The organism is Desulfovibrio sp. SGI.230 (genome assembly GCF_050313065.1).
In the GTDB taxonomy this organism is placed as follows: Bacteria; Desulfobacterota; Desulfovibrionia; order Desulfovibrionales; family Desulfovibrionaceae; genus Desulfovibrio.
On sequence record NZ_JBNPKS010000007.1, the window covers coordinates 74768 to 87639 of the forward strand.

General features: G+C 64.4%; 8 protein-coding genes and 2 pseudogenes. 4 read left to right on the forward strand and 6 right to left on the reverse strand.

Translation table 11 applies throughout. The annotated features are described in order from the left end of the window. Nucleotides 1–140: 140 nt before the first annotated feature. Together ACQRAG_RS07610 and eno are read left to right on the forward strand one after the other, a co-directional pair. Nucleotides 141–929 (forward strand): type III pantothenate kinase, encoded by a 789-nt coding sequence (locus tag ACQRAG_RS07610; RefSeq protein WP_040369738.1) that lies wholly within the window; start codon nt 141–143, stop codon nt 927–929. A gap of 207 nt (nt 930–1136) precedes the next feature. Continuing rightward, nucleotides 1137–2438 (forward strand): phosphopyruvate hydratase, encoded by a 1302-nt coding sequence (gene eno / locus ACQRAG_RS07615; protein WP_006007454.1) that lies wholly within the window; start codon nt 1137–1139, stop codon nt 2436–2438. A 194-nt stretch (nt 2439–2632) separates the two neighbouring features. Here the strand turns inward: eno and ACQRAG_RS07620 are convergent. Further along, nucleotides 2633–5640, reverse strand: a pseudogene (locus tag ACQRAG_RS07620) (EAL domain-containing protein). A gap of 234 nt (nt 5641–5874) precedes the next feature. Here ACQRAG_RS07620 and folD point away from each other — a divergent pair. Together folD and ACQRAG_RS07630 are read left to right on the forward strand one after the other, a co-directional pair. Then, a complete protein-coding gene (gene folD / locus ACQRAG_RS07625; protein ID WP_204625912.1) occupies nt 5875–6729 on the forward strand; it encodes a bifunctional methylenetetrahydrofolate dehydrogenase/methenyltetrahydrofolate cyclohydrolase FolD in 855 nt (284 codons plus the stop codon). 358 nt (nt 6730–7087) lie between these two features. Continuing rightward, nucleotides 7088–7843 (forward strand): DUF4952 domain-containing protein, encoded by a 756-nt coding sequence (locus ACQRAG_RS07630; protein ID WP_427803776.1) that lies wholly within the window; start codon nt 7088–7090, stop codon nt 7841–7843. A gap of 73 nt (nt 7844–7916) precedes the next feature. Here the strand turns inward: ACQRAG_RS07630 and ACQRAG_RS07635 are convergent, their stop codons facing one another. The 5 genes and pseudogenes from ACQRAG_RS07635 to ACQRAG_RS07655 form a co-directional block, all read right to left on the reverse strand. Continuing rightward, complete coding sequence (locus ACQRAG_RS07635; protein WP_427803775.1) at nt 7917–8618, reverse strand: YczE/YyaS/YitT family protein; 702 nt, start codon at nt 8616–8618, stop codon at nt 7917–7919. A 361-nt stretch (nt 8619–8979) separates the two neighbouring features. Continuing rightward, the gene (locus ACQRAG_RS07640; protein ID WP_427803774.1) at nt 8980–10092 is read right to left on the reverse strand and encodes a 4-hydroxybutyrate dehydrogenase; all 1113 of its coding nucleotides are present in this window, start codon (nt 10090–10092) and stop codon (nt 8980–8982) included. A 35-nt stretch (nt 10093–10127) separates the two neighbouring features. Then, nucleotides 10128–10958 (reverse strand): NAD(P)/FAD-dependent oxidoreductase, encoded by an 831-nt coding sequence (locus tag ACQRAG_RS07645; RefSeq protein WP_427805307.1) that lies wholly within the window; start codon nt 10956–10958, stop codon nt 10128–10130. Nucleotides 10959–11056: 98 nt separating this feature from the next. Continuing rightward, a pseudogene (locus ACQRAG_RS07650) lies at nt 11057–12049 on the reverse strand (NADH:flavin oxidoreductase); the annotation flags it as partial. Between the two features lie 39 nt (nt 12050–12088). Beyond that, complete coding sequence (locus ACQRAG_RS07655) at nt 12089–12865, reverse strand: N-acyl homoserine lactonase family protein (protein WP_297159939.1); 777 nt, start codon at nt 12863–12865, stop codon at nt 12089–12091. Nucleotides 12866–12872 lie beyond the last annotated feature (7 nt).

Consider the following 12872-nt stretch of genomic DNA (forward strand, 5'->3'; position numbering starts at 1 on the left):
GAGATACCATGTGGGGCAGGCCGCCCCGCAGACAGGCAGGCAACGGGCCGTGCCCTTCCTTGCGAACGGGCGGGCTTTCTGGCATACTTTCTGCCTGCGGATTCCTGTGCGCGGGGCATCTGTTCCCCAAGGAGTATGACATGCAGCCAGAGCTTCTTCTTTTCGACATCGGCAATACCTGCATCAAGGTCGGTCTGGCCGACTCCCGGGGGGTGATGACCTCCTACAATCTGCGCACGGACCCCGCCCAGACCTCGGACAGTCTGGGCCTGACCCTGCTGGAGCTGCTGCGCCACGCCGGTGCCGAGCCCCGTTTCACGGCCTGTGTGGCCTCGTCGGTGGTGCCGGGTTTCGATCCCCTGTTACGTGAAGCCGTCCAGCGCTATCTGGGCTGCCCCCTGTGGATGGTGCCGCAGGACATGCCCATCCCCCTGCAGAACCATTACGAGCGCCCGCAGGAAGTGGGCGCCGACCGCCTGGTGGGCGCCTATGAGGCGCGCCGTCTGCATCCCGGCCCGGAATCCCTCATCGTGGTGGACTTCGGCACGGCCGTCACCTTTGACTGCATCAGCGGCAATGCCTACCTCGGCGGCCTGATCTTTCCCGGCCCGCGCACGGCCATCTCGGCCCTGGCGCGCGAAACGGCCCAGCTGCCCCGCGTCAACCTGGACGTGGACGCCCTGGAGCCCGCGCCCGGCCGCAGCACGTCGGTGAGTATCCAGCACGGTCTGGTCTTCGGCTTCGCCTGCATGGTGGAAGGCCTGACGCAGCGTCTGAAAAAGGGCCTGCCCGGTGACTGCCTGGTGCTGGCCACGGGCGGCTTTGCCCCGTCCATCGCGCGCATCAGCCCCGACGTCTTCGATGCCGTGCTGCCCTCGCTCTTGCTGGAGGGCCTGCGCCGCCTGTATTACGAACGTCACCCCTATTGAGGGCCGTACCGGCCGTGCCGCCCCGTGCGGCAGTGGGCCCGGGCCTGCCGTCGCGCGCAGGGCCCGGATGCCCCCTTGTGGGGAAGAAAGATTTTTGCGGCAGGGCTTCCCTGCCGCCGGACAATGGCCCCGCCACCGCCCGTGGGGGCGCAGCGGAGAAAACGACTCTTTCGCGCGGCGGAAGAATCAACCTTCAAAGGAGCGATTATGAGCAGCAGCATTGCGTCTGTGTATGCCCGCGAGATCCTGGATTCGCGCGGCAATCCGACCGTGGAAGTGGAAGTTTCTCTGGAGTCCGGCCACAGCGGCCGCGCGGCCGTGCCTTCCGGCGCCTCCACCGGCAGCCGTGAGGCCCTGGAACTGCGTGACGGCGGCAAGCGTTACGGCGGCAAGGGCGTGACCAAGGCCGTGGAGAACGTCAACAGCGAGATCGCTGACGCCCTGCTGGGCCTGGACGCCCTGCAGCAGGTGCAGCTGGACAACACCCTCATCGACCTGGACGGCACCGACAACAAGAGCCGTCTGGGCGCCAACGCCATGCTGGGCGTGTCCATGGCCTGCGCCCGTGCCGCCAGCGAATACCTGGGCCTGCCCCTGTACAAGTACCTGGGCGGCGTCAACGCCAAGGTGCTGCCCGCGCCCATGATGAACATTATCAACGGCGGCGCCCACGCCCCCAACAACCTGGACATCCAGGAATTCATGATCATGCCCCTGCGCGCCCAGAGCTTCCGTGATGCCCTGCGCATGGGTTCCGAGATCTTCCACGTGCTGAAAAAGCTGCTGGAAAAGGACGGCCACGTGACCAGCGTGGGCGACGAAGGCGGCTTTGCCCCCAACCTGAAGAACCACGACGAAGCTTTCAGCTACATCGTCAAGGCCATCGAAGAAGCCGGTTACATCCCCGGTAGTGAAGTGGCCCTGGCCATCGACGCCGCCGCTTCCGAATTCTATCAGGACGGCAAGTACGTGCTGAAGGGTGAGAACAAGACCTTCAACAATGCCGAAATGGCCCAGTGGCTGGCCGAGTTCACCAGCAAGTACCCCCTGATCTCCATCGAAGACGGCATGGCCGAAAGCGACTGGGACGGTTGGGGCATGCTGACCGCCAGCCTGGGCGAACGCACCCAGCTGGTGGGCGACGACGTGTTCGTGACCAACCCCTCCATCCTGGCTGAAGGCATCGCCGAAGGCGTGGCCAACTCCATCCTCATCAAGCTGAACCAGATCGGCACCGTGACCGAGACCCTGGACACCATCGAGATGGCCAAGGAAGCCGCCTACACCACGGTGGTCTCCCACCGTTCCGGCGAGACCGAAGACAGCTTCATCGCCGACCTGGCCGTGGGCGTCAACGCCGGCCAGATCAAGACCGGCTCCCTGTGCCGCTCCGAGCGCATGGCCAAGTACAACCAGCTGCTGCGCATCGAAGAAGAACTGGGCGACGGCGCCGAATTCTTCGGTCCCATGCTGGCGGAATACTACGCCCTGGACGAGAGCGAAGACTAATCCGGCGGACGCAGGCACGGCCTGCCGTCATCCGTATTCCCGAGGGGGCCGCAAGGCCCCCTTTTTTATGCGGCAGGGAAAGCTTGCCGGACAAAAGCGCCGCCTTCATCAAGAGAAGGCGGCGCTTTGCATTTGGGGGAGGGGCATCAGACGGAGCCCTTCTCCGTCGGAGGAGAGGCCTCCGGAGCATGTGGCTATTTCCGCTCCAGCTCGTGGGCATCCACGTAGGTGTCGAAGGTCTCCAGATCCATGGGCGGGGAGAAGAGATAGCCCTGTCCGTACTTGCAGTGCGAGGCAAGGAGCTTTTGCAGCTGGTCTTCGGTCTCCACTCCCTCGCAGAGGATCTCGATGCCGAGGCGGCGGGCCATGTCCACGAGCGAGGAAATGATGATCCAGACCGAGCGTTGCTTTTCCTGCCCGGGGGCCAGGAAGGCCCGGTCCAGCTTGATGGTGTCGAAGCCGAAGGAATGCAGCATGGCCATGGAGGAATAGCCCTTGCCGAAGTCGTCGAGGCTCAGGCCGATGCCCGCACGGCGCAAGGCATCAAGGGTGCGGATGAAGGCTTCTTCATCCAGCCAGGCCATGCTTTCCGTGACCTCCACATGCAGCAGGTGGGCGGGAACATCGTGGCGGGCCGCGATGCCGAGGACGGTCTCGACATAGTTGTCGTGGAAGAACAGGGCCTTGGACTGGTTGATGCTGATGGGGGGCACCTTTTTGCCTTCGTCCAGGCGGCGGCGTATCCAGGCGCAGACCGTATCCAGGACAAAGAGGTCCAGTTCGCGGATGAAGCCGTTCTGCTCGAACAGGGGATGAATTCGTCGGGATAGACCATCTTTCCGTCCGGGCCCTGCCAGCGGATGAGGGCCTCGGCCCCGAGCAGTTTCCTGTCCGCAAGGCAGACCTGGGGCTGCATGAAGACGGTGAACTCCCCGTGTTCCAGGGCGTTGACCATGCGGTTTTCGATGTCGTTGGCCTTGAGCTGCCGGGCCCCGATGAGCTCGTTGTAAATCAGGAACTGCGAGCGGTAGCCGCCGGAAGCGATACTGGCTTCCGCCGTTTCGGCATAGAGCAGATAACGGGAGACGAAGCGCTCGGATTCGTTGATGTTTTTTCCCGTCCCCGACGTGGGCTGCGGTTCGTGTTCTTCCATGTCGGCGTCGTTGCGAATGACGTACACGCCGCAGGAGAAGCTCACCGGGCGCTGGTACAGCTTGCGGGCCATGTCCGCGACGCTGAACAGCTCTTCCATGCGCTGGGTGAAGGTGGTCTCGTCAGGGCATCTCCAGAGCAGGAGATATTGTCCCGAGCCGCTGTAGGCGGCCAGTTCCCCCTGGCGGCTGCGCAGGGCGAACTCGCGGTTGCAGAAGCGGATCAGGCTGTCCCCGGTGCGCAGGCCGCAGGCCCGGTTGATGAGCTTGAGCTTGCGGATGTTGATGGTGGACAGATAGTAACGCCGCGGGTCCTTTTGCAGGATCTTGGCCGCATCTATAAGGAACCTGGCCCGGTTGGGGCCCTGCGTCACGGGATCGGTGAGCGCCGCCGCGCGGAGATCGGCCAGACGCCGCCTGTTGTGGCGCATGACGAGGAGCATGATCAGGCCCAGCAGCAGGCCCAGGCCGCAGAGCGTCTCCACCAGGTTCCGGCGCAGGAAACGGCGGATGACGTCCAGCAGGGAATCCGGCGCGGCGGAAAGGAGCAGGGCGTCGATGGTGGCCGTGGTGGTGGAGGTGATGACCTTGTCCAGCACGGAAGTCACGAAGGGCGAGGCATGGGGCGAGATGCCCAGCGCCATGGGATACATGGCCCGGGTGGGGAGCAGCAGCCCGTCCTTGGGCGGATCGTCCTGGAGGGAGGCCGCAGGGTAGGGCCAGAGGTAAACGTCCACTTCCCCCTTCTCAAAAGCTTTGCGGCAGGCGTCGATATTGGGGAAGATCTTGGGGATGTCCTCGGGGTAGGCGCTCTGGTAGGCCAGCATCACGCTGCGCATCTCGCGGGTGAAGCCCACCGTGCAGGACTGGCCGGGGATATTTTTGTCATGGAGCCGGCCCACCACCGTGATGGGCGCGTTATAGAAGGTCCTGCCCGAAAAAATGTTCTGGCTGCGCAGGAAGGAAAGCTGGGGATAGACGTCGGGCATGATGTCCGCCGTACCGTCGGCCAGCGCCTTGAGGCAGGCGTCATAGGAGGGCAGGGGAAGGAATTCGAAACGGATGCCGCTCTGGCGTTCCAGCATCTTCAGGAAGGCATAGAGGAAATTGCCCCCGTGTTCGGGGTCCATCATGTCCTGTTCGCGGCTGTAGGCCACGCGGATGGCGGGCTTGGTGGCCAGCCACCGGCATTCGGACCGGGTGAAGACCACGGGCACGTCCGAGGAGATGTTGAGATAACTGTCGTACAGGCGGGCCAGATAGGTGGGGTGGTTCAGCAGGATCTGGCGCATGGCCTCGTTGAGCGGGTCCATGATCGCACTGTCATCCTTGCGGGTGACGAAGAAGAAGGGGTCCGTGGAGATGGTGGCCACCACCTTGGTGCCCTTGCCCTGGAGGACGCCGTCCACATAGCCGTCGATGCGGCCTTCGGCCAGGGCCTGGGACATCTCGTTGCTTTCCTCGAAGAAGAACGACTCGAAGGAAAAACCGTTCTGGGCGGCAAAGCGCTTCATCACGTCATACTGGAGGGAGTCGGTGAAAAAGCCGATGCGCATGCCGTTGAAGGCTTCCAGATCCATGTAATGCATGTCGCTCATGCTGGAGACATGCAGACAGGTGTTCTCGTATCCGGCACGCAGTTTGGAAAAGCTGTAGAGCCGGGAACGCTCGGGCGTGAAGCTGATGCCGCAGGAAAGGTCGATGGTGCCGTCGTCCAGGCGCTGGGCCAGCTCGTCGAAGCGGATCTTGACCCACTTGTATTCCCATCCCGTATAGCGCGAGATGGCCGTGAGCAGGGCCACGGCATAGCCGGAAAGGTGTTCCCCTTCACCTTCGAAAACGCCGTGCTGGTCGAAATAGCCTACACGGATGATCTTGGATGCTTTATAATTGGCGGCGATGTCTTCGGGAGAGAAAAAATGGAAAGTCGTCCTGTTCAGGGGCAGGCTCGTTTCCGCCTGGACCGGGGTTTTCCCGGAGGCGGCGGCGAGAGCTCCCTGGGGAACGGGCAGGAGCAGGCAAAGCAGGAAAAGCAGCAAAGTTCGGAGCATGGTACGTTCTCACATCATGCCGCCGCATCGGAGACATGGCATCACGGCAGGGACTTCCCGGGGACGGGAAGGGCCGTTCAAAGTATGAATGTACAACGCATCATGCTCGGAGCGCAAGACGCTGCGGGGCCTATGGGTCAGGGATATCGCGGACTTGAGCTTGCCGCGCTCCCGGAGTATACTCCGCCCCTTCCACGCGCCGGCCCCGGCGCCAACGTCAGCCACGAGGTCGCCATGATCCTTATTGATGGAAAGCAGACTGCCCGCGACATCCGCGCGGAACTCAAGGCCCAGGTGGAGGCCGCTGTGTCGGCCGGCCGCCGCGCTCCCGGCCTGGCCGTGATCCTGGTGGGAGAAGATCCCGCATCGCAGGTCTACGTGCGCAACAAGGAACGTGCCTGCGCCGAGGCGGGCATCCTTTCCTTCCCCTACCGTCTGCCTGCCGATACCACGCAGGAGGCCCTGCTGGCCCTCATCGCCGAGCTCAACGGCCGTGACGACGTGGACGGCATCCTTCTGCAGCTGCCCCTGCCCAAACATCTTTCCGCCTCCGCCTGCCTGCTGGCCATCGACCCGGCCAAGGACGTGGACGGCTTCCATCCCGAGAACGTGGGGCGCCTTTCCCTCAACCTGCCCGGCATGGTCTCGTGCACGCCGGCGGGCGTCATCGAGCTGCTGCGCCGCTACAACCTGCCCACCCGCGGCAAGAAGGCCGTGGTGCTGGGCCGTTCGGACATCGTGGGCAAGCCCCTGGCCCTGCTGCTGGCCCGTCCCGGCGAATTCGGCGATGCCACGGTGACCCTGTGCCACTCCCGCACGCCCGATCTGGCGGCGGAATGCCGCAGCGCGGATTTCCTCTTCCTGGCCATCGGCCGCCCGCGCATGATCACGGGCGACATGGTCCGCGAAGGCGCGGTGATCATCGATGTGGGCATCAACCGTACGGACGACGGCCTGTGCGGCGACGCGGACTTCGAATCCGTGAGCAAGAAGGCCGCGGCCATCACGCCTGTGCCCGGCGGCGTGGGCCCCATGACCATCGCCATGCTGTTGAAGAACACCGTCCAGGCCTGGGAAGGCCGTGCGTAACGGCCCGCTCGCGGCATAATCCTGACTTGTATTGGGGGAAGGAAGCATCCTGCGTCCTTCCCCTTTTTTCGTCCTGCCGGTCATCCCTGGCGGATGGGGTACTGTGCTGCTGTTGCTTCGATACCCGTGATGTCCGGCCGTCTGCGGAGGGCCCGTCTTCCCTGCTGCCGGTTTGTCCGCAAGGCCGGAGGGGGCGCTGCGGCGGACAGGCGGAGGAAGCTCTGTGTTGCAGGGCGGGACATGCCGGATGGCCTGCGTACAGTGCGGCACAAGACAAGGAACGTACTCTGGCCGTGGTAGACACGGCCGCGTCCCCGAAAGGCGGGACGCCGGCAAATAAGAAGGAAGGAGACGCATCATGCGCGTGATGATGGCCCTGCTGCTGGGCCTGTATCTGGTCGTGCCCGCGCGGGCGGCCGACGGCGGGCCGGTCCTGCTCCTGCCGGGGCTGTCCGGCCCGACGGCGGAAGCGGCGCCGGGCTACCGCTGTGCCGATTTTCTGGAAGAGGCGGGCCTCAGGCCGGAAGGGCTGGAATATCTTTTTTGCCGTCCTGCTACGGAACCGCGTACAGGACGCCGGACCCTCACGGCCCGCTATCGTGTGCCGGGGCCGCAGGCCGCCGCCGTGGAGACGGCCTTGCGGGAGCGCACCGGCATGGCCGCTCTGGAACGCCAGATGGGTATCTGGCAGCTGCCGGAAGGCGGGGAAGGTCGGTTCGTCCTGCGGCAGAGCGCAGGGGAGGGCAGGCCCGGCGGACAAATGGCGGGCACGTTTTTTTCGGTCCAGGGGCTGAGGGACGGTCTTTCCGGGGATGGCGCCACCGGCAGCGACGCCGGCACGCTCCCGTCTGCCGGGCGCTCGGTCCCTGCGGCACAGGATGACGGGATGGCCGGAGCTGCCGGAAGCGTCGCAGAGGGGAGCCCGGCCGCTGTACCGGGTGCCGCAGCTAAGGAGGGGACGGCGGCCCTTGCGGACAGCGCTCCAAAGGAGGGGCCGTCCTGCACGGTAAGCATGGGAGAGGTCCCGCAGCAGGGGACGTTCGCACCACAGCGGGAAGACTGGGGAAAAGTGTCCTGGTTCGCGGTGACGGTGCGTTTGGAGCTGCCCCGGTAATTGGTGGTTCTGGAAGGCCTGTCCCGTGCTGCCGGCGCCGGCAGACAGGGGCGGCAGCCTTTCGGCAAGAGGCTTACTTTTGCCGGGGCGGCATCTCGGCCTTGATTTGACGCAGGAGCCGGCGCTGTTCCGGGGACCAGAGCAGGGGCTTCAGCTTGCGTGTCCAGGGAGAGGTCAGGCGGGCGAACATGCCCACCAGGACGGCCGAGAGCACGGTGCCTTCGCGCAGGCCCACGATGCTGCCCAGCACGGCAAGCCCGAGAAGGCACGAGGCCAGGACCAGCGAGCAGTCGAACAGGACCTTGATGTTGCCGAAGTTCTTGCGGGAACGTGCCGCGATGACGATGACCAGGCCTTCGCCGGGGATGACCGTGGCATTGCTCATGATCTCAAGACTGATGCCCGCGCCCAGCACGGCACTGCCCACGATGCACATGACGATCTGCCAGACATAGATGTCCGTGACCAGCGCGCCGGTGAGGTGCATCCAGAAGTCGATGAACACGCTGAAGATGAGCACGGCCGGGATCTGCAAGAGCTCCGCGATGCCCAGCCTGCGCCGGAGCAGGATGCGCTGGAGCAGCAGGAAGAGCAGGTTGCAGGCAAAGGTCGTGGTGCCCAGGGTCAGGCCAAAGATGGCGGCCAGGGTATAAGGCAGGGTCGTGATGGGGGTGGTGCCCAGGTGGGCCTGGGTGATCAGGGCAATGCCCAGGGCGTTGAAGAACAGCGAGACGGAAAGACAACCATACCGTTTGACGACATCCGAAGTTTTCACGATGGCCCCCTTGCACGCGGCATGTCCGGGAAACAGCAACCGCCCCTTCCCTGGACGGCTGCCGGGAGCTGCCTGCTGGTCTGCAGCATATCCACAGAGTAATCATCATGCCCGCATTCGCAAGGGCATCACGAATATCCATGAAATCATGGCTGTTATGGAAAACACACCCCTGCTCCCACCGTTGGCGCGGTGGGGCAGGGGATGTATCCGGGGCATGCCTCGTGCTTCTGGAAAGGCTGCCTGAAGAGGGGGACGACCTGTAGGGGTGGGAGATCAGGCCGCCCCCCCACCGGAAGGAGGACGCCAGGCCGGATGACGGATCAGGGACGAAAGGATGCCTCCGGCCTGGAGATGGATGCTACAGCAGGGCTGTATAGATGCCGCTCATGTCGGCTACCGTCATTTCCTTGGGGCTGTGGGCCAGCAGGCGTTGCTGGGTCCGCAGGACGGCCTCTGCGAAAGGCTGGGCCTGGGAAGGCTCCATGCCGTAGGCGGACAGTCTCTTGAGCGGGAGGATCTTTTGCAGCAGGGCATCGAGGCTGTCCATGGCGCCGGAGGCGGGGCAGCCCAGCTCCCGGCCCAGAAGCTCCTGCAGGTCTGCCAGGCCCGGGACCTGCTGCTGTTCGTAATGCCGCAGCACACCGGCAAAGACGGCGTAGTTGGACTCCCCGTGCGGGATATGGAACGTGGAGCCCAGCGGATAGCTCATGGCATGCACGGTGGCGCATCCTGCCGTACCAAAGGCAAGCCCGGCATAGGTGCTCGCCAGCAGGAAGTCGCCAAGGCGGGGACGCAGGCTGTCCCTGCCGTGCAGGGCCACGTCCGTGTAGCCGGTCAGGATGAGCCGGATGGCTTCCGCGGAAAACATGCGGGTAAAGGGGCTTGCCGCGGTGGACAGGTAGGACTCCACGGCATGGACCAGGGCATCGAGCGAACTGGTGGCAAAGACGGGATAGGGCAATTTCTCCAGCAGCTCGGGCACCAGGACGGCATGACGTGCGTACAGGCTGTCGTGGACGAGACCCACCTTGATCCCGAGGCAGGTGCGGTTGATGATGGAGATATTGGTGACCTCGCTGCCCGTACCGCAGGTGGTGGGCAGGATGATGAGTTCCTTTTCCTGCTTCAGTTCCTTGCAGTCAAAAACGGCACTGGTATCACTGCCGGCCGGAGCCACCGCCAGGACTTTGGCCACGTCGATGACGGAACCGCCGCCGATGGCGATGATGCGGCGGAAATCATAGCGGGAGGCCGCTGCCAGCAACGCGTCCACCATGGTGTCGCTGGGCTCTCCCTGGCCGTAATCTTCCAGAAAAAGCGCCTTGGCACGGCAGTCGAGACCGTCAAAAAAAGGTTTGAAGATATACGCGTTGCTGAGGACGAGGTCTTCCTCACCGATGTCGAAGCCTGCCAGGAAGTCCTTGCAGGTGGGGAACATGTGGATGGTCGGTTTGCAGACGAACTGTTTCATTACCGTTTCCGGCCCGGTGTTTCCCGGGCGATGGGTTAGATGGTTTCGGCTGTGGCCGTGGCCTGCCAGACCGCATCACAGATGCGCGTCCCGCCGTGACAGTCGCCGATACTGTGGACAGGCACGGCCATGCCGCGCAGGGCTTCGGCAAGCGCCGTACGGGGGCGGTAGCCCGTAGCCAGCACGATGCGGGAGCAGGGCAGGTGCTCTTCGGCATGTCCCGCCCTGCACAGGACGGCTTCCCCTTCCCCGATGCGGTCGACCCGGCAGGAGATCAGCGTCCTGATGCCGTATTCCTTCAGATGCAGGAGCATGACGGCCCGGGAACGGGGCTCGATGTCCATGCAGAGATCTTCGCGCATCTCTGCCACCAGAGGATGGCAGCCGTTTCGGGCAAGGAAGAGCGCCGTCTCGCAGCCGACCAGTCCGCCGCCGATGATGAGGACGTCCTGTCCGGGGGTGGGCCCCTGCTGCAGGACCTGTTCCGCAAGAAGGAAACGTTCCGGTGCAAGCCCGGGGATGGGCGGGATGACGGGCTCGGAGCCGACAGCCAGCAGCACGACGTCCGGTGCCAGTTCGGACACCAGTGAGGGCGTGGCCTTGGTGGAGCAGCGGATGTCGGCGCCCAGATCCCGGGCCTGCCGTTCCAGCCAGACGGCGTAGCCTGCCAGCTCTTCCTTGAACGGAGGCCGGGCCGCAAGAGGGATCTTGCCGCCGCAGGCGGCCTCTTTTTCCAGGACCGTGACCCGGTGGCCCCGCCGGAGTGCCGTACAGGCAGCCACGAGCCCGGCCGGACCGGCACCGACGATGAGGACATGCCGCGGGCTGGCGACCCGGCGCGGCAGGGGGCGGTATTCATTGCCCACACGGGGATTGACGGCACAGCAGATGTCGAGCCCGCGGGACAGGCGGCCGATGCAGCCTCGTTGCAGCCTATGCAGGGACGGATGTCTTCCTCCCTGCCCTGCAATGTCTTGAGCGGCAGTTCGGGATCAGCCAGCAGGGCGCGCCCCATGACCACGAAATCGACCTTTCCGGCCGCGATGAAGCTGTCGGCCAGGGAAGCGGACGTGATCCTGCCGATGCCGATGACGGGCCTGGAGGCCTGGATGGCCTGCCGTACGGCTGCCGCCTTTTCGATATGCGTGCCCTGGGGCAGGGCCAGGGGCGGCGTCACCCACATGCCGCCTTCCCGCATGCCGGCCGTCACGTCGAAGGCGTCGATGTCCTCCCGGGCCAGGATGCGTGCTGCGGCCACGCCGTCTTCCAGAGTCAGGCCTCCGCTGACGGGTTCCGCCACACCGAGGCGCAGGATGATGGGAAAGTCCGGTCCGACAGCCGCCCTGACGGCCCGGATGGCCTCCACGGTGAAGCGGACGCGATTCTTCAGGCTGCCTCCGTAACCGTCCTGCCGGGCATTGGTGAAGGGCGAAAGGAACTGCTGGGGCAAATAGCCGTTGCCCGCATGCAGCTCCACGGCGTCGAAGCCCGCTTTCTGGGCCCGCAGGGCCGCGCCGGCATAGTCACGCAGGACCCTGTCGATATCTTCCTGCCGCATGGCGCTGGTCTCGTCATTGCCGAAACGGGTCACCGAGGGCGAAAGGAGCGGCAGGCCGGTCACGGCCCGGGAGGTCTGTCTGCCGGCATGGCACAGCTGGACGGCGATGCGGGCCCCCGCCGCGTGGACGGACTCCACCAGACGTCTAAGGCCGGGCAGCAGGCCATCGTCATCGATACCGAGCTGATGCGGGAAGCTCTTGCCGTCGGGGCTGATGTAGGTGGCTTCCGTGATCAGGAGACCGGCACCGCCTTTGGCCCTTTCCTGGTGGTAGGCCACCAGCCTGTCGGTCACTTCGCCCCGGGTGGAACAGTAGTTCGTCACCATGGCGGGGAAGACGATGCGGTTGCGCAGTTCCAGCCGTCCCATGCGGGCCGGGAGCAATGTCGTATATGTCATGTTCGTTCCTTGACTATATGGCCGGTCATGCCCCGGATGTCAGATGATGCGGTAGACGCCGGGGGCCACCTGGGGATGGCGTTCCGTGATGGCCGGGTCGTGTCCGGGCAGGATGTCGTCCGCGGATCGGGTCATCCGGCTGACGGTCTCGAGGGCCTGGAGGGCTTCGGTGACATCATAGTGGATGCCGCAGGGGGTCATCTCGCTGATGTTCCGGTAACGCGGGACGACATCGCTGCAGATGATCTTCGTCCCGCCTTCGGTCTCCACCGCCACGGACATCAGGCCGGGCGTATGGCCGCCCGTCCTCAGGCAGGTGATGCCTTCGCAGATCTCCTCGCGTTCATCCTGGACCAGATGGACCCGTCCGGAAAAATGCAGGTGGAGCAGATGCTCGATGGCCTTGAAGTTGTAGTGCTGCGCATAGGTCGTAAAGCGCATCAGGGGGCCGGTCACATATTCCAGTTCCTTCTGGTGCACATGATAGCGGGCATTGGGATAGAACTCGTCGCCTGCGTAGTGGTCCCAGTGCAGGTGCGACAGGATGACATGGCGCACGTCCTCGGGACGGACATTGATACGGTCGAGCAGCTCAAGGGGGCCTTCCTTGACCTGATAGGGGATCTTCATCTCGTCAAGGCATCGCTGGGTGAACGACTGGTCGACCAGGATGGGGCCTTCCTTCTCGTCCAGGATGCACCAGAAGAAGAACTGGGTGCACAGGGATTCCTTGATGTCGGGACGCATGTAGAAATGGTTGGTGATGACGACAGGCTTCTGGCCGGCGGTGAGGGCATAGATGGTACGGGATGACATGGCAAGG

Bases quoted from the DNA above. Each gene is read 5' to 3' on its own strand.
- ACQRAG_RS07610 (WP_040369738.1), top strand. From the start codon at position 141: ATGCAGCCAGAGCTTCTTCTTTTCGACATCGGCAATACCTGCATCAAG.
- eno (WP_006007454.1), top strand. From the start codon at position 1,137: ATGAGCAGCAGCATTGCGTCTGTGTATGCCCGCGAGATCCTGGATTCG.
- folD (WP_204625912.1), top strand. From the start codon at position 5,875: ATGATCCTTATTGATGGAAAGCAGACTGCCCGCGACATCCGCGCGGAA.
- ACQRAG_RS07630 (WP_427803776.1), top strand. From the start codon at position 7,088: ATGCGCGTGATGATGGCCCTGCTGCTGGGCCTGTATCTGGTCGTGCCC.
- ACQRAG_RS07640 (WP_427803774.1), bottom strand. From the start codon at position 10,092: ATGAAACAGTTCGTCTGCAAACCGACCATCCACATGTTCCCCACCTGC.
- ACQRAG_RS07655 (WP_297159939.1), bottom strand. From the start codon at position 12,865: ATGTCATCCCGTACCATCTATGCCCTCACCGCCGGCCAGAAGCCTGTC.